Origin of the sequence: Virgibacillus sp. W0430 (assembly GCF_051846935.1) — a bacterium.
Classification (GTDB): domain Bacteria; phylum Bacillota; class Bacilli; order Bacillales; family Amphibacillaceae; genus JBPYCR01.
The window spans coordinates 1-17,850 of the sequence record NZ_JBPYCS010000025.1 but is presented as its reverse complement, the minus strand read 5'-3'; the positions used below and the strand labels follow the sequence as shown (position 1 = coordinate 17,850).

16 protein-coding genes are annotated in these 17,850 nt (G+C 39.4%); 1 reads left to right on the top strand and 15 read right to left on the bottom strand.

What is annotated here, in order from left to right; translation table 11 throughout:
* Position 1: 1 nt before the first annotated feature.
* From ACLIBH_RS11620 to ACLIBH_RS11590, 7 genes are all read right to left on the bottom strand, one after another.
* Positions 2-928, bottom strand: coding sequence for a recombinase family protein (locus tag ACLIBH_RS11620; protein ID WP_439316872.1), 927 nt, complete (start codon positions 926-928; stop codon positions 2-4).
* A 263-nt stretch (positions 929-1,191) separates the two neighbouring features.
* Positions 1,192-2,580, bottom strand: a complete 1,389-nt coding sequence (rlmD, locus tag ACLIBH_RS11615; RefSeq protein WP_439316871.1) for a 23S rRNA (uracil(1939)-C(5))-methyltransferase RlmD — start codon at positions 2,578-2,580, stop codon at positions 1,192-1,194.
* Between the two features lie 472 nt (positions 2,581-3,052).
* Entirely contained in the window at positions 3,053-3,502 is a 450-nt protein-coding gene (locus ACLIBH_RS11610; RefSeq protein ID WP_439316870.1) for a YndM family protein, read from the bottom strand.
* A 193-nt stretch (positions 3,503-3,695) separates the two neighbouring features.
* Positions 3,696-4,571 (bottom strand): L-serine ammonia-lyase, iron-sulfur-dependent, subunit alpha, encoded by an 876-nt coding sequence (gene sdaAA / locus ACLIBH_RS11605; protein WP_439316869.1) that lies wholly within the window; start codon positions 4,569-4,571, stop codon positions 3,696-3,698.
* A 17-nt stretch (positions 4,572-4,588) separates the two neighbouring features.
* Positions 4,589-5,251, bottom strand: coding sequence for an L-serine ammonia-lyase, iron-sulfur-dependent subunit beta (gene sdaAB / locus ACLIBH_RS11600; protein ID WP_439316868.1), 663 nt, complete (start codon positions 5,249-5,251; stop codon positions 4,589-4,591).
* Positions 5,252-5,413: 162 nt separating this feature from the next.
* Positions 5,414-5,869 carry a hypothetical protein gene (locus ACLIBH_RS11595; RefSeq protein ID WP_439316867.1) on the bottom strand — a complete coding sequence of 152 codons (456 nt, stop codon included), beginning with the start codon at positions 5,867-5,869 and terminating at the stop codon, positions 5,414-5,416.
* A gap of 12 nt (positions 5,870-5,881) precedes the next feature.
* Entirely contained in the window at positions 5,882-6,685 is an 804-nt protein-coding gene (locus ACLIBH_RS11590; RefSeq protein WP_439316866.1) for a DUF3100 domain-containing protein, read from the bottom strand.
* 91 nt (positions 6,686-6,776) lie between these two features.
* Here ACLIBH_RS11590 and ACLIBH_RS11585 point away from each other — a divergent pair, with 91 nt between their 5' ends.
* The gene (locus tag ACLIBH_RS11585; RefSeq protein WP_439316865.1) at positions 6,777-7,202 is read left to right on the top strand and encodes a hypothetical protein; all 426 of its coding nucleotides are present in this window, start codon (positions 6,777-6,779) and stop codon (positions 7,200-7,202) included.
* Here ACLIBH_RS11585 and ACLIBH_RS11580 read toward each other — a convergent pair.
* The 8 genes from ACLIBH_RS11580 to putP all read right to left on the bottom strand — a co-directional run bounded on the left by ACLIBH_RS11580 (position 7,162) and on the right by putP (position 17,430).
* Complete coding sequence (locus ACLIBH_RS11580) at positions 7,162-8,040, bottom strand: NAD(P)-dependent oxidoreductase (protein WP_439316864.1); 879 nt, start codon at positions 8,038-8,040, stop codon at positions 7,162-7,164. The two genes, ACLIBH_RS11585 and ACLIBH_RS11580, sit on opposite strands and share 41 nt — an antisense overlap.
* Before the next feature lie 133 nt (positions 8,041-8,173).
* Positions 8,174-9,625, bottom strand: coding sequence for an aldehyde dehydrogenase family protein (locus ACLIBH_RS11575; protein WP_439316863.1), 1,452 nt, complete (start codon positions 9,623-9,625; stop codon positions 8,174-8,176).
* A gap of 80 nt (positions 9,626-9,705) precedes the next feature.
* A complete protein-coding gene (locus ACLIBH_RS11570) occupies positions 9,706-11,325 on the bottom strand; it encodes a helix-turn-helix domain-containing protein (protein ID WP_439316862.1) in 1,620 nt (539 codons plus the stop codon).
* 131 nt (positions 11,326-11,456) lie between these two features.
* Complete coding sequence (locus tag ACLIBH_RS11565) at positions 11,457-12,389, bottom strand: diacylglycerol kinase (protein ID WP_439316861.1); 933 nt, start codon at positions 12,387-12,389, stop codon at positions 11,457-11,459.
* A 105-nt stretch (positions 12,390-12,494) separates the two neighbouring features.
* Positions 12,495-13,922: an Asp-tRNA(Asn)/Glu-tRNA(Gln) amidotransferase subunit GatB gene (gene gatB, locus ACLIBH_RS11560; protein WP_439316860.1), complete on the bottom strand. Its 1,428-nt coding sequence runs from the start codon at positions 13,920-13,922 to the stop codon at positions 12,495-12,497.
* Complete coding sequence (gatA, locus tag ACLIBH_RS11555; RefSeq protein WP_439316859.1) at positions 13,919-15,385, bottom strand: Asp-tRNA(Asn)/Glu-tRNA(Gln) amidotransferase subunit GatA; 1,467 nt, start codon at positions 15,383-15,385, stop codon at positions 13,919-13,921. Before gatA ends, gatB begins: the two co-directional genes overlap by 4 nt.
* A 12-nt stretch (positions 15,386-15,397) precedes the next feature.
* Positions 15,398-15,688 carry an Asp-tRNA(Asn)/Glu-tRNA(Gln) amidotransferase subunit GatC gene (gene gatC, locus ACLIBH_RS11550; protein WP_439316858.1) on the bottom strand — a complete coding sequence of 97 codons (291 nt, stop codon included), beginning with the start codon at positions 15,686-15,688 and terminating at the stop codon, positions 15,398-15,400.
* A gap of 221 nt (positions 15,689-15,909) precedes the next feature.
* Positions 15,910-17,430: a sodium/proline symporter PutP gene (putP, locus tag ACLIBH_RS11545; RefSeq protein ID WP_439316857.1), complete on the bottom strand. Its 1,521-nt coding sequence runs from the start codon at positions 17,428-17,430 to the stop codon at positions 15,910-15,912.
* Positions 17,431-17,850 lie beyond the last annotated feature (420 nt).

Below are 17,850 nucleotides of genomic sequence, written 5' to 3'. Positions count from 1 at the left end.
ATCACCCCTTTTTCGAACTATACTTCCTACTCGTTCTTTTTACACCATCTTCAGTTTTTACAACATTACTCCTATTCTTCTTTTCCATTTGCACCGCTTCAAATTGCTCCTTTGAAACAATCGCTGGATGATTGTTTTCAGACACATAATGTTCTTGATGTTTCCCCGCATTGAGTAGTCTTACTAAACCGATATATTTTTCATTACTCAGCATGACATCAATCGTTCGTTTACTCCACTTTTCTTTTCCCGTTGGTGTCTTTATTTCTAACTTCTCTAGCTCTCTTTTAATACCGATTATACTTAAGCCACGTAAATATAAGTCAAAAATCAATCGAACATTTTTAGCTTCATCATCTTTTATAACCAACAGACCTTCTTCATCATTTTCATAGCCATAACATTTTCTGTTATATAGTTTAGAAGTTCCTTGAGCGGCATGACGTTTATATCCCCATTTAATATTTTCACTTCTCGATTCATTTTCCGCTTGAGCGATGGATTCGATAATCGAAATCATTAAAGCGCTATCGGTATCAGCAGTATCCAAGCCTTCTTGTTCGAAAATAACACGTACTCCAAGTTCTCTTAGTTTGTTTAATCCTTCAAGTACCTCAACTGTATCTCTACCAAATCGACTAATATTTTTCGTTATGATGATTTCTATATTTTTTGCTTCACAATCTTTTATCAGACGATTAAATGCTTTGCGGTTGGACTTTGCTTTTCCTGAAGCAATGTCTATGTATGTATCAACAAGCAACCAGTTAGGAGTAGATGCTATCAATCTAGTTAGAGCAGATACTTGGGTTGTTAAACTATTCAACTGTTCCATACTATTGGAACTTACTCGACAATAAATTCCTACTCGTTTTTCACGTTTAACAGGTTTTGGTGGAATAAAATGTACCCTGCGCTGATCAGGCATCCCCTTACCTCCTGGTACTTATATTTTATGTTCATTTAGACTAATCAAATTTGTTGTATTTTCTCGATATATGATTAGTCTAAATATAGCACATTTTTCACCTTAAATCTAACTTGTCAACTCCCCTAGCCAAAATCCATTCTATCAACTCAACCTAAATTTTTAGCACTTCTAACCCAAACAACAAAAAGGATTCCGCCCGTTTATTCACATAAAATAAACGAAGGCGGAACCCTATAAACCTTACTATATCAACACTTAAACTACTCTTCCTCATCCACCCTTGACATCAACGCCACACACTCCACATGCATACTCTGTGGAAACATATCGACTGGTTGTACTTCCTTCGTGCAATAACCACCATCTTCCAATATCCGTAAATCTCGGGCTAATGTGGAAGGGTTACACGAAACGTACACAATTCGCTTCGGTTGCATGTCGATCATCGCTTGCAGAAATGTCTCATCACAGCCCTTTCTAGGTGGGTCAACGACGATGACATCGGGGTTCAATCCTTCTGCTTTCCATTGTGGCATTACTTCTTCCGCTTCTCCTACAAAAAACTCTGCATTCGTCATTCCGTTTAATTTTGCATTCATTTTCGCATCGGTAACCGCTTCAGGGACAATCTCAATGCCGTATACTTTTTTTGCTTTTTGAGCTAAAAATAATGAAATCGTTCCGATACCACAATACGCATCAATGACGATATCATCACCGCTCACATTTGCATATTCCAATGCTTTTTCATACAATTTTTTCGTCTGTAGTGGATTTACTTGATAAAATGACTTTGCAGAAATTGCAAAACGGATAGCTCCAATCGTATCGTAAATATATTTTTCTCCCCAGATGACGTTCGTTTCTTTTCCTAAAATGACGTTCGTCTTTCGGTTGTTAATATTATGTACGATCGATTTCACATGTGGGTATGTTTCGGTTAGCTCTTTTATCAGTTCATTTTTATATGGAAGCTTTTTTGTCCTAGTAATAAGTACAATCATCGTTTCTTTCGTATTATGACCCGTTCGAACTAAGATGTGTCGTAAAACGCCGTGATCGCTTTTTTCATCGTACGCGGAAATGCCCAAATGAGCTGCTATTCTTCTAACAGCCTCTATCATTCGATCATTCATTTCATCTTGTACGACACACGTGTCCATATCACTAATAATATCGTGACTTCGCATGCGATAAAATCCTGTTATTAATTCTCCATCTTTTTCACCAACAGGAATTGCCACTTTATTTCTGTATCGCCATGGATCTTCCATTCCGATTACAGAGTGAACAGGTACATCGTCTAAATGGGCAATTTTTTTCATTACGTTTTTCACTTGGTTTTGCTTCATTACAAGCTGCATGTTATAGCTCATATGCTGGATTTGGCAGCCGCCACATTTGTAAAAGACGTCACAAGGTGGCTTTACACGGTGGGGACTTGCTTGCTTAATCTCAATCAGCTTCCCAAAGCCGAACTTTTTATTTACTTTAATCACCTTTACAATTGCCTTTTCACCTGGAAGGGCATAAGGGACAAAGAGCGGATACCCATCTATCTTACCTACTCCATTTCCTTCATGGGTAAGGTCTTCAAATTGCAATGTAATTGTTTCATTCTTTTTTACGGGTGCTTGTTGCTTTGACATCTTAATCTTCCTTTGCTTTATTGCACTTTTTCTGAAGTTATATAAACACAATTCCGAATTCTACCGTTTCCATCTTACCACAGTTTCGTATTATGAATCGATTTATCCGTCGGAATATACGTAAATGAATTTCATAATACGACCGATCTCTTCCTTCCCACTCGAGTCTACATGTATTCAGGTTGCTTTAATTATTTTAAAAGGGGGGTTCTTCATTTAAAAGCAACTGCCCTTTGAATGAAGTCCTTACTTTTATACACCTTTAAGCCCTTTGGAACTGCGACAGCTCGTTTAATTATTAAATTGTTTTATATACGCGATATTGTATCTAGCTGTTTGTTCTGCATGTGTGGAAAGCCTTTCTATATATGTTTTCAACCCTCTATGAAATTCACTCGATAATCATTCGTAATTAAATTATCCCATCGACAATTATTAGTAGGAGTGTCGATGGGACCTGAAAAAATATATATTACTTTTTTGATTCACTCTTATGATCTTGGTCCGCCTCATTCGGATCGATTTCTTCCGCAAATTCAGTTTGAAACTGACTCGTAAACGGAAAGGCTCGTTCTTCTTCAAAAACCTTTTCTTCCATATATCCGTGAAATAGCGGCTCTGCAAGCGTGAGAATAAATGCGGCGTAAAAGGATACGAGTGTCATTGCTGGAGACGTATCAATGAATACGTTTGCCAGTATCCAAACCGTAATAAAAACAAGACCAAAGTCCAAAATAGTTGCTTTTAGATTACCAAGCCTGCGAAGAAATAATAAATCCCCTACTACATAATCGATCCCAGTTAAAACAAGACTCATCCACAACAAAATCATAAGTGAAACATTCGTAAAAATCCCAAATAATGAAAAAACCACAAGTGAAACAATTATAAACTTGATTCCAATTGCTTTTACATGCTTCATAGACGAACCATCCTTTCTACGTATAGTATGGTTCGTTCAGTAAAAATTATAATTATTCGAAGCGGTAATTGGCAAACGATCTATTTTTTAAGAGAGGAATAGCTTCCGTGCTGTGCTATTTGGAGGGTTTACGAGCTTCCACATTCAATGCCATTAACAGCTATGAAATTCTTATCATGCAGCTAATTGATTGTTAAGACGGCGTGCCAAATATTTTATCACGCAAAAATCGACCTGTTGGTGTATCTGCTAATCCGCCTGTCCCTGTTTCTCGTAATTGGACTGGCATTGTTTTACCGATTCGATACATTGCCCCAATAACTTCATCACACGGTATTCTACTCGTTACCCCAGCTAAGGCTAGATCTGCTGATACAATTGCTAACGAAGAACCTGCTGCATTTCTTTTTACACATGGAACCTCAACTAAACCGGCAACCGGATCACAGACGAGTCCGAGCATATTTTTTAACGTAATTGCAAAAGCGTCAGAGGATTGCTGTGGTGTTCCGCCAGCCATTTCAACGATGGCCGCTGCTGCCATTGCACCTGCTGAACCAACTTCTGCTTGACAGCCCCCTGCCGCTCCCGATATGAATGCATTGTTAGCAACTACGAAACCGAAGGCTCCAGCTGTAAATAAAAATCGGACCATTTCTTCTCGTGTTGGATTAAGCTGATCTTTTACTGCAAACAGTGCACCAGGTACACAGCCCGCACTGCCAGCCGTTGGTGTTGCACAAATAACACCCATTGCGGCATTTACCTCGTTAGTTGCCATCGCTTTACTCACTGCGTCCATGATGACATGCCCCGACAATGGCTTTTTGTCTTTCATATATTGCTGGACAAGAACGGCATCTCCGCCAGTTAGCCCAGTTACCGATTGCACACCTTCCAGACCATCCTCAACAGCTCGTTCCATCACTTGTAGATTGTTTTCCATTTCAGAAAATATTTCATCATATGAGCGATCCTTCACTTCCATCTCTTGTCGAATCATTACTTCAGAAATCGGAATTCCTTCCTGTTCAGCTGTTTTCACCAATTCGGCTACCGTCCGAAACATATTATCGTCCTCCTAAGTTAGCTATCAATTTTTGTTACGTTTCGAATATGATCCGCTTCTTCTAATTCCTTTAAAATAACATCTGCTATATTTTGATCGACTTCAATGACCATTAAGGCGTCTTGTCCAACGTCCTTCCTGTTTACTTCCATATGCCCGATATTAAGCTGGTGCTTGGCTAATATTTTAGTAACAGAAGCAATTGCGCCAGCCCGATCCGTATGCATTACTAAAATAGCAGGATGATTTCCCGATAACCGAAGTGCAAAGCCATTTAGTTCCGTTATCTGTACTTTTCCACCACCAATTGATATCCCGGTCACTTCTATACTACTCGCTTCGTCACCAATCAAAAGTCGTACAGTATTCGGATGATCCGTAGCAGCTGTATCTTCAAAAAATGCTACATTCATGCCGTTTTGCTTAGCGAGCTCTAATGCCTTTGCCACTCGTAAATCATCGGTTTCAAATCCGAGAAGACCGCCAACGAGTGCCAAATCCGTACCGTGTCCTTTGTATGTTTGAGCAAATGAGCCGTACAAATATATTTTTGCCCAACAGACGTTTTTGCCAAATAATCCACGCGCAACCTTCGCTATCCTTAATGCTCCTGCTGTATGCGAGCTTGACGGTCCAACCATTACCGGTCCGATAATATCAAATACAGAATTGTATTTCACGTGTATACCTCCTGTTGAAATAGTAGGCAATAGAATACTCCTTTATGTCTATTTTATTCCCATTGTACAAAAAGGAAGATAAAAGAAACGATAAAGGAGCATTTTAACACCTATGTTAAACAAACATACTTAATTCAGTATTCCATTCTACGTCATATTCGATTAGATAATCCCTTGCATACGTAATATTACTTCAGCGATAAGTGCAGATCCGAGAAATGTTCCTAATAATACGAGACTTGCTACGACCAATGTTTTCCAACCGAGCTTCATAAAGTCTGTCCATGAGCGACCTATTGCAATCCCAGCGTAAGCAAGAATCGGAGTTGCTAGTGCTAGTAACTGCACTTCACTTGTCCATTCAATTACTTTTTCCGAACCAGGCATCCATGGCATAGAAACAGCAACACCAATAATAGATATATATGCAATACTTGGAAAGTTAATCGGAATCAGTTCACGCAATACAAACCCTGCTAAACATATTAATATGAGTACAATCATTCCTGGAATAGCTGCTAAAGGTAAAATATCATACCCTGCCCAGTTTCCGATAAGAGCCGTAAATCCAAAAATAACTAATAATAACGTCCACTCTTGAATATTTTTTAATAACATGCATATTCCCCCTTATTTTGTCGATTCTGTTTTTCCACGTGTTAACACACTGTACAATTTTTCGGTTAATGGTAAAGCAACGAAAATACTTACCCATAATCCGGTTGATAATGACAGTAAGTTACTTGCTCCAGCAAATGCTAATATTTTATCTTCCATATCTGGAAACGCTGCAACAAGTGAACCACTAGCAGCGGCCATCATACTTCCACTTCCAACTCCGGAAGCCATCGCGAATGACAACGGATTTAACGGGGTAACCGTTGCTAAAAACCCAGAAATCAGACCCATAAAAACAGCTCCAAACACGGTTCCAAAAATATATACAGCCATGACACCGCGGCCTTCTGGTGATCCAATACCAAACTTATCCATAATTAAACCGACATTTGGCTCACGGGCTACCGAGTGTGTCATTCCAATTGCTTCACGCTTTAGCCCTAACCAGACTGCAACTGGCAATGCGAGGAAAATTGTTCCTAAGTTACCTAGCTCTTGCAAAATTAGTGCTGGTCCTGCGGCAATTACATCCGGCAATGATGGCCCGATAATTACGCCGATTTTTGCTAAAAGCAAAGCAACTCCGAGGACAATAATTGGTTCTGCATTAATGGATTGCTTTTCTTTTACTACAGGTGTGAAATATAAAATAAGACCAATAATAAGTGCATACAACATTGGCAAAAGTAAAATAACACCAGGTCCAACTGGAATTTTATGTGTTCCAATTAGTTCTGTTACAATTACTGTTAATAGGACGAGGACATGGAGACGCCAGTCCTTCCAAATGCCATAAATCGAATTGTTTTCATTCACAATAATTCCCCCTTGAATTTTAATTTTATTATTGATTGTTCTATCCTACCATTTTTAACGTAAATGTGTAAGTTATGGGTAGCTTCGGAACATGCATGCTCTTTGCGAGCGCGCGGCACTCTTTTGCGAGCGCGCGGCACTCTTTTGCGAGCGCGCGGACACTCTTTGCGAGCGCGTGAGAGCACTTTGCGAGCGCGTGAGAGCACTTTACGAGCGCGAGAATGCACTTTACGAGCGCGAGAATGCACTTTACGAGCGCGAGAATGCACTTTACGAGCGCGAGAATGCACTTTACGAGCGCGAGAATGCACTTTACGAGCGCGAGAATGCACTTTACGAGCGCGAGAGAGCACTTTACGAGCGCGAGAACGCTCTTTGCGAGCGCGTGAACACACTTTACGAGCGCGAGAACGCTCTTTGCGAGCGCGAGAACACACTTTACGAGCGCGAGAACGTTCTTTGCGAGCGCGCGCGATTTATTTGCTTAATTCCGCTAGAATTTCATGAACGGCGGTAGAGTCCTTCGAGCCGCACCCTTTATTTTTTGCTGTTTTAAATAGTAGATTCGTAGTTTGGCTTACAAGCGTTGGAACGTGATTCTTTTCTGCGAGATCATTGTATAATTGCAAATCCTTTGTCATATTTGCGAGAGAGAATTTTACATCTTCAAATGTTTCGTGCAATATATTTGGTCCAAATACGTCCATAACTCTTGTATGTGCGGAGCCTTTTTGTAAGATTTCACCTATTTTTTCTTTCGGTATTCCAGCTTGTTCACCCGTTAGTAAGGCTTCACTGATCAATGTAATGATACCCGCAACTACCATGTTGTTGCATAATTTAATTGTTTGTCCTGCACCACTTTGTCCGACGTATTCGATGTTTTCGCCAACTGCTTTTAATACGGGAAGAATTTCTGGGAAAGCCTTTTCATTTCCGCCGACCATAATCGTTAGTGCCCCTGATTCTGCACCAGCTGGGCCACCGCTTAACGGACAGTCAAAAAATTCAATTTGTCGTTGTCGAGCTGCTTCGTGCAATTGCTTCGTGAGCTGAACATCATTTGTACTCATGTCCATTACATAGGTTCCCGGCTGCATTGCATGTAAGACACCCGTTTCTTCCTTAAGCATGAGCTGCTCGATAAGTGCTGGTGATGGCAAGGATAATATAACACGATCAACCTCTTTCGCTAATTGTTGAACATTTTCTGATCGCACCGCTCCTTTCTGAACCAATTTGTTCACAGCTTCTTTATTTATATCATAAATTGTTACGGTAAAACCATTTTCTAACAAGTTTTTTACTAACCCTTGACCCATTAGGCCACAGCCAATAACCCCTACTTTATTCAAACAATCCGTCCTCTCTCTAGATGTCTATGACTCTACTATCCATGCTATAACTCTGTTCATTTTTGGAAGTATCGACACTCGCTCATTTCGCTCAGCGAATGTCGATTTATTTACACGCGATGGGGATTTCTCATTACGGTCTAATATAAACTGTTTTATAATCCGTCCAGAAATCTAATGCAGTTGACCCCTGTTCACGTGGTCCAATACTGGAAGCCTTTTTGCCACCAAACGGGTATTGGTTTTCAAAATAGTTGGATGGAATGTTTACATGTGTTACGCCTGATTCAACACGACGAACGAAATCGAATGCTTTATTCAAATCGTTCGTATAAATTGTTGAGGAAAGGCCAAATTCACTCGCATTGGCAAGCTCTAATGCTTCCTCATACGAATCGACAACTGTTATTCCAATGACTGGGCCAAATATTTCTTCCTTGAAGATCGTCATATCCTTCGTAATACCGCTAAAGATTGTAGGAGCTACGAAATACCCTTTATCTAATCCATTTTCAGTAAGGCGTTTTCCTCCGTATTCTAGTGTCGCACCTTCTTCAATCGCACTGTTTACATAATGCAAATAGGTGTTTAACTGATTTTCATCAATAACTGGGCCATTATCGACGTTTTCCCCAAAGCCATCACCGATTACAAGTTTTTCAGCACGTGCAACAAGCTTTTTAGTCACTTCATCTGCAATCGAACGTGGGACGATCAATCGGCTCGTTCCTGTACACCGCTGGCCGTTATCTAAAAATGCACTAATAACGATGTTTTCAATCGTTTCATCGATATTTGCATCTTCTAAAATAATAGAAGGATTTTTTCCACCCATTTCTGCCTGCATTTTTGCTCCGCGAGCAGTTACTGCTTTTCCGAGCGCTAGCCCTACATCTGTAGAACCAGTAAACGAAACCGCTTTAATTTTTGGATGCGTGCCGATTGCGTCACCAATAACACCGCCAGGGCCAGTAACCATATTAATTACACCTGCAGGCACGCCTGCTTCTTCAAACAGCTCAATTATTTTTACACTAATTAAAGACGTGTTGCTTGCCGGCTTAAATAGTACAGTATTTCCCGCAATAATCGCTGGTGCTATTTTCCATATGCCGATGCCTAAAGGAAAGTTATACGGAGCAATTACGCCGACAACGCCAAGAGGCTCGCGTACCGTATAGCCGAATATTCCACTGTCCTGAGAAGGTACGGTTTCACCGTTTAATCGTGTAGCTTCCCCGCTAAATTGCTTCATAGCATCGATTGTTTTTTGTACTTCGCCTTTCGCTTCACGAAATGATTTCCCGACTTCCTTCGTTATAATAGTTGCGAGTTCTTCGCGTTGTTCTTCTAATAATTGTATGAGGCGAAAAATCACGTCACCACGTGTTGTAGCAGATGTATTTGACCAAGCTCTGAAGGCGTCCTCTGCAGCGGCAATTGCTAAATTAACATCTTCTGCGTTGGAGCGTTGAAAGATACCGAGCACTTCTTCTGTATTAGCAGGATTTATACTATGATAAGTTTCTTTTGTAATCGTTTCTATCCATTTTCCATTGATGTAATTGAAGTATGTTTTGCTCATGTTAGCCCTCCTAATATATCGCTTGGAATTATCATAATACTATAAATGATAAAAATAAATATGGCAGGCAACAAATATTCTCAATACTTTTTGTTGCCTGACACAAATAGGCGTGTAGCGATAACAAGATCAATCCAGTCTTTTTCATTATTAATATTAATTTTAAGTTCCTCTTCAATTTTTCTTAATCGGTAATAGAGCGTGTTCGGGTGAATGTGTAATTGTTCAGCTGTCTTTTTATGATTTTTGTTCGATTCGATAAAGTAATTTAATGTTTTGAGAAATGTAGGGTCTAGCACAAGAAGCCTGCTTAATTTATCTTGCATAAACATTTCAATTTCTGCAGGGTCAACACCTTGCAACAGTCGTTCAAATCCTAACTTTGTATATTCAACGATATGTGCATTTTCATTTGCTTTTGCATAGCCGACAGAGCGAACTGCTTCTTTATAAGATATCGACAAATCGCCGATCGCTGTCTCACGTCCAATTCCGTATAGGATGCTTTTTTTCTCCCCCCACTCGCTTTCTATTTTACGTATAATTTGCTCCAATGCATTTTCTTTAATTTTTGGGACGATGATAATTAATTGGTATGCTCTTGTAAAAAGAAAACTATGTACCGTAACTGCATTTGTAATTTGCTCAATGGAGCGGACAAACCATTCTTTCTCGATGAAATTATTTTGCTCCCAAAGACGTTCGCGATCCCCTTCAATAACGATGCATTGTGCCGTCCACGTTTCATCCCATTGCATATAGTGAAGTGCTCGTTGTAGGTCTTCCTTAGACAATCCTTCTAGCAATTGATTAAAAACTTCTTCACGAAAATGGAGTTCTTTTTCATAGAGAGCGTTCTTTTTAATAAGCTCTAACGCAATCGCCATACTTGCCTGTTCAATAGCAATTTGATCCATGTTGGACAAGCTTTCAAACTCTTTTTCTAATTCAAGCACGCCAAGTACATCTTTTCCTCGTACGATCGGGAAGAATGTCCCTTTTTCTTCATAAAATAATGTAGAATGATACGTAACCGTTGAATGAATAAGTGTTTCTAATAATGCCAATACTTTATCGATTCCACCATCTTCAATGATTAAATTATAAAATTGATTATGAATCGAAATCGATTGGGTTAAAAGTGCATTTTTCTCCTTTAAGCTCCGGTATACATTTGAATTGTCAATAGCGATTGCACTTTGATCAGCAACTGCCTCAATCACCTGCATATCCTCTTCGGTAAACACACCATCTTGGTTAAAATTATCAACAACTAATACCCCTAAACAACGGTTTTTATTAATTAATGGAACACAAAAGGCGCTTTTAATTTTCCGCTTATGCACACCTTCATAATACGCTTCGTAATTTCTTTTGTTCATATTTTTCATATACATATCTATTTCTTTTTCTGAAGAAAATAGTTTCGATTGCTGATCGATAAACACTTTCCCAGAAATAGATTCACCTGGGGAAAAATGAATGTTTTTCAGCTTTTCTTTGTTCACACCCTCGCCTTCAGCAAATCGAAGTGTGTTTGTATTCTCGTCATACAAATAAATAATTAAAACATCAGAAACTTCAATTAATTCACTCGCTGATTGAATGACATTATGTAGCACTTCATCTATTTTAAGAGATTGTGTTAGGATTTTATTAATCTCCAGTAGTTTCTCTGCTTTATTTTGCGAATGGCTCATCAAGCTCCCCTCCTCATCGCTTCGTATAACGCTTTGATAAAAATGAACCCTTAAAAGTGGATACGTTTAAATAGATCACACCTTTAAGGGGTTGCTGCAACAGTCAAATATATATCTTATATTGCTATTGTTTAGATTGAATCGTCTTCTGTCACTTTCTCCTTATACTTCTCTAAAAATTTATCCGATACGAAGAATGGAATATGCTGCTGCAAATTAATGAACTCTCCAGGAAGCATCCCACCATATTCACCATCAAGATTGAGTTGCATTTTTTCATCTGGGGTCACTTTGATTTGTTTTGCTTGTACGTAAATAACATGCTTATCATCAATATGTGCTCCCCTTACACCGAGCGATGCAATGCGAATAAACTCTGCAAGGTTTGTCTTTTTTAATATAATTAAATCAAAATAGCCGTCATTTGGCTTTGCATCTGGGGCTAGCTTTTCGAATCCACCTACAGAATTCGTATTTGAAACTAAAAAAAGCATAATGTCGTCTTCAAATACTTTTCCATCGTACTCTATTTTTGTATGAACAGGCTTCAAGAAAGGAAGCATTTCCATACCTTTCATATAATACGCGAGCTGCCCAAGCATTGTTTTCAATCTGCTTGGTACTTCATAAGTCAATTCGGTTAACTCTCCTCCACCCGCTATGTTCATAAAATAGTGGTCATTCGCTTTCCCGATATCAAGCGCCATTAGTTGATCTTGCAAAATAATATCTACCGCTTTTTTAATATCGCGTGGAATGGCTAGAGCTCTTGCAAAATCATTTGTTGTGCCTGCTGGAATAATTCCTAACTTCGGTCGAACATCTGCTTCAGCGATTCCATTAATGACTTCATTAATTGTTCCGTCGCCGCCAACTGCAACAACGACATCAAATTTTCTCGCTACAGCTGTTTTAGCCGCTTGAATTGCATCCCCTTCGCACGTCGTTGCATGGGCCGATGTTTCATAGCCAGCTTTTTCAAAACGTTCCAATACATTCGGAAGTTCCTTTTTAAAAAGCTCCCTTCCAGACGTTGGATTATAAATGATGCGTGCCCTTTTCACTGAAGCACCTCCCCACTAATCACCTTTTAAACAGAGACAGACATTTTTATTACAGATAAAAATGTGGACTACTACTTCAACTATAAGTAGCAGCCCGTACCTCATTTAGCGTTTATCAATTTCTTGTTTTAAAATCTTGTTTACCATTTGGGGGTTCGCCTGCCCTTTTGTAGCCTTCATTACTTGACCAACTAGGAAACCGAGCGCTTTTCCTTTACCGTCCTTATAATCAATAATGGATTGTTCGTTTTCATCCAATACGGCTGAAATAACCTCTTGTAATTGACCTTCGTCCGAAATCTGTACAAGCCCTTGTTCTTTAATAAACGTCTCTGGATCACAGCCCGTTTCAATCATTTCGGCAAATACTTTTTTAGCTATTTTTGATGAAATCGTCCCATCCTCGATGAGTTTAATCATTTTTGCGAGACCGTCTGATGTTATAGCAAGTTCTGTTAATTCCTTGCCATGCTTATTCATATATGCAGAAAGATCGCCCATCATCCAGTTAGATGCTTGCTTCGTATCCGCTCCAGCATCTACCGTTCGCTCAAAAAAGTCCGCCATATCTTTCGAACTCGTTAAGACAGCAGCATCATATTCCGGCAAACCGAGCTCGGCTACATAGCGTGCCTTTCTTGCATCTGGAAGCTCTGGAATTTCTTGACGAATTCGCTCCTTCCAAGCCTCATCAATATAAACTGGTGCAATATCTGGATCTGGCAAGAAACGATAATCATCTGCATGCCCTTTAATTCGCATAAGTGTTGTTTCTTTTGTTTTATCATCGTAACGACGAGTTTCTTGTAAAAGCGTCTTTCCTGCGCGTAATTCCTTTGCCTGACGCTTTTCTTCAAACGCTAGTCCACTACGAACAAAAGCAAAAGAATTCAAGTTTTTGATTTCTGTTTTCGTACCAAACTTCTCTTGTCCAACAGGGCGTAACGAGATATTCGCGTCACAGCGTAAGGAGCCTTCTTCCATTTTACAGTCCGATACTCCTGTATATTGAACAATGCTTTTCAGTTTTTCTAAATAAGCATATGCTTCCTCAGGTGAACGAATATCTGGCTCTGACACAATTTCAATGAGCGGAGTACCTTGTCGGTTTAAATCGACTAAAGAACCGTCTTCCACGTGAATAAGCTTTCCAGCATCTTCTTCTAAGTGAATTCGTTCAATTCCTATTCTCTTTTTCTTACCGTCTACTTCAATATCAATCCAGCCATTTTCGCCGATCGGCTGTTTATCTTGAGAGATTTGGTAAGCACTTGGGTTATCCGGATAAAAGTAATGCTTCCGATCAAATACCGTATGTGTAGCAATTTCACAATTTAGCGCCATTGCTGCCTTCATTCCAAAATTAATTGCTTCTTTATTTAAAACCGGTAATGTGCCGGGAAACGCAAGATCAATTGGGTTCACATTTTTATTCGGATCTGCTCCGAATGCGTTCGGGCTCGGGCTAAATATTTTTGATTTTGTTTTTAACTCGACATGTACTTCTAATCCAATTATTGTTTCAAAGTTCATTTATCGGCACCTCCTACTGCTGGATGTTGTTTATGATAAGCTGTCGCTTGCTCAAAAGCATGGGCAGCCCGATAGACCGTACGCTCATCAAAGTGCTTCCCAATTACTTGCAATCCAATTGGCAATCCTTGAGCAGAATACCCGCACGGAACAGAAATACCTGGCAATCCAGCCAAATTCACAGGAACAGTAAGCGTATCACGCATATAGAGCGTTAATAGATCATCCACTTTTTCACCTATTTTAAAAGCTGGTGTTGGTGTAGTTGGGCCAACAATTACATCATACTTTTCAAACACACGTGCAAAGTCATTTTTAATCAATGTACGAACTTTTTGTGCCTTTTCAAAATAATCATCATGAAACTCGGCACTTAACGCAAATGTACCAATCATAATACGGCGCTTTACTTCCTCACCAAAGCCTTCACTACGAGAAAGCTTATACATTTCAATCATATCATCCGTGCTTTGTGTACGAACACCATAACGAACGCCATCAAAACGCGCTAAATTAGCCGATGCTTCAGCGGAAGCAATTAAATAGTAGACAGCGTCTGCATAGGATATGTGTGGTAACGATACTTCTTCAATTTCTGCACCAAGCGATTCATATACTTTTAGTGCTGCTTGTACAGCTTTCTTTACTTCAGCATCTACACCTTCACTAAAGAATTCTTTTGGAACAGCGACTTTCAATCCTTTAACATCACCAGTAAGTGCGTCTGTATATGTCGGCGTATCTATATTTTTGCTCATGGCATCCATTTCATCATAGCCAGCAATAACTTCTAGTACTTTTGCATTATCTTCTACCGTTTGCGTAATCGGCCCGATTTGATCAAGTGATGATGCAAAGGCGACTAATCCATGTCTCGAAACGAGTCCATATGTAGGCTTTAAACCGACAACACCACAGAAAGCAGCTGGTTGACGAATCGATCCACCTGTATCTGTACCTAGTGAGAATACAACTTCACCAGCTGCAACTGCTGCAGCTGAACCACCGCTTGATCCGCCTGGTACATAATTTAAATTCCACGGATTCCGTGTTAGCTGATAGCCCGAGTTTTCCGTTGAGGAGCCCATTGCAAATTCGTCCATATTCAGCTTACCAACCATTACAGACTGAGCTGCAGACAATTTATCGATAACTGTAGCATTATATAATGGATCATTAAAATTACTGAGCATCTTACTTGCACATGTAGTTTTAAGTCCTTTTGTTACAATATTGTCTTTTATCCCACTAGGAATGGCAAATAATGATGTATCGTTTGCGCCATTATCTAACTCTTTCGCACGTTTAAGTGCATTTTCTTTATCCAACCTTAAGAACGCTTGTACATCCGCGTCAACTTCAGCGATTCGATTAAACGACTTTTCAACGAGCTCATGCGCGGAAATCTCTTTATTATTTAGCATATTCGTTAATTGTTTTATACTGTATTCATGCAATGACATATCGTTTCCTCCCTACTCCATGATCGAAGGCACTTTAAAGTGGCCGTCCTGCGTGTCTGGTGCGTTTTTCAACGCTTCTTCGCGCGTAATCCATTCTTTTGGTTCGTCTTCTCGTAATACATTTTCAGTTTCTCGGCCATGTGTTGTCCGTTCCACATCATCCGTATTTAATGCTTGTATTTTTTCAGTAAACGCAAAAATAGAATTTAATTGTTCCGTTAACCTTTCTGCTTCTTCTTCTGATATAGCAATTCGTGCCAAGTGAGCGACTTCTTCAACTCGATCCTTTTTTAAGTTTGCCATATCGTTCACCTCCTATGTAATTTCACCATTTATTATCGTCAAAATTTAATTGAAATATAGAAACACATCGAACAAATATAACACTCTTGATGATAGCAGAAATAGCGTCTATTAAGCAACTAATCGAATTAAAAAACCACCTTTCCTCTGTTTATTTTTGCCATAACGACAAAAACAAAACATAAAGGAAAAGTGGTTTAGCCAAAATTGCTTACATCTTTTTATTCATTTAATCTAGCGACAGCTTGATCGTATTGTTTTTCAATTTCTTCAGATGGTTTACCTAGCAAGCTAACGATAATCGTTACAAGTAGATTCAGTAAAAACCCAGGAACAATTTCGTATAAATCAAATATTCCCCCAGATAAAAAATCTCCCCAAATAATAACAGTAACCGCACCTACAATAATACCTGCCAAAGCACCATTCCGTGTAATACGTTTCCAAAATAAGGATAGAATAATGATCGGTCCAAAGGCTGCGCCAAATCCTGCCCATGCGTAGCTAACAAGCTCAAGGACAGTGCTTTCCGGGTTAATCGCAACAATTGCTGCAATTAAAGCAATGATCAAAGTAGCAAAACGGCCGATCCAAACAAGTTCCTTATCCGTCGCTTCACGGCGAAAAATTGCTTTATAAAAGTCCTCCGCCACAGCAGATGACGATACGAGCAATTGCGAGTCAATCGTACTCATAATTGCCGATAAAATTGCTGCCAATAATAACCCTGCTACGATCGGATGGAATAATATTTGCGAGAAGGCAATAAATATTTTCTCTGGATCAGCTAGCATTTGTACACCATTCTCAGTCGTAACTTCAATTCCGAACTGACTTAAAATAGCGACATCCTGCGTACTAATAAAAGCAAGACCGACAAAACCAGTAAAAATTGCTCCATATAAGCCGAGAATCATCCAAGTCGTTCCGATGAAGCGTGCGGTAGGCACATCCTTAGGTGATTTGAGCGCCATAAAGCGAACGATTATATGCGGCTGACCAAAATAACCGAGCCCCCATGCAATCGAGGAGATGATGGCCATTATTCCTACACCTTTTACCATATTTAAATGACTTGCATCAATTTGCCCAACTGCCTCTACGGCTTCATTCCAGCCACCGATTTGTGTCAATGCAATAATTGGCACGACGATTAACGCAAGCAACATAAGTGTTCCTTGAATAAAATCCGTCCATACTACTGCTAGAAAACCTCCTAAAAATGTATAGGAGACAATTACAATTGTTCCAATCCATAAGGCAGATTGGTACGACAAACCAAATGAAGCTTCAAACAGTTTAGCTCCAGCTACCATTCCTGATGACGTATAAAATGTAAAAAACAATAATATAACAAGTGCTGATATTACTCGGAGAAGATGAGATGAATCCTTAAATCTATTTTCCAAAAAATCTGGGATTGTTATGGAGTTATCAGCAACCTCGGTATACACCCGCAACCGTTTCGCAACAAATTGCCAATTTAAATAGGCTCCTACTGCTAATCCAACAGCAATCCATGATTCCGCCAACCCAGATGCATAAATAGCACCTGGCAATCCTAACAGCAGCCAACCACTCATATCAGATGCGCCAGCACTTAAAGCGGCCACAGCTGGGCCTAGCGATCGTCCTCCCAGTACGTAGTCTGACAAATCATGCGTCCTGCGATACATAACTAATCCGATAGCGAGCATCCCGATTAAATAAACTAGAAAAGTAATTATAGTAGCTATATTCATACGTTACCTCCCCCTTTCTGTAACTAAAGTAATAATGGACAATAAAATCAAAGTAGGCATCGGTACAAACAACCAAAACCACGTGCTAGCCGAAATTGCATACTCCATGTTATCCTCCTTCCTAGTAAATTTTGTATGTTAGTATATAATTTACCATATTAAATAAATATTTACACTATTCCTATTATTGATTAAAATTATTTTTAGCAACGATTATTAAATTTCCCATAAACTCATATAAAATTCATTTAAAGTTTTCTACTCACTTTTATCATCATACTTACCCTAACGAAAAGAAAATATGTACTAATTTAATGATATTAATGTGATAAATTTCGTTTACGAACGTGCGGAGACATTTTGCGAGCGCGAGGACGCACGTTGCGAGCGCGAGAACGCTCTTTGCGAGCGCGAGAACGC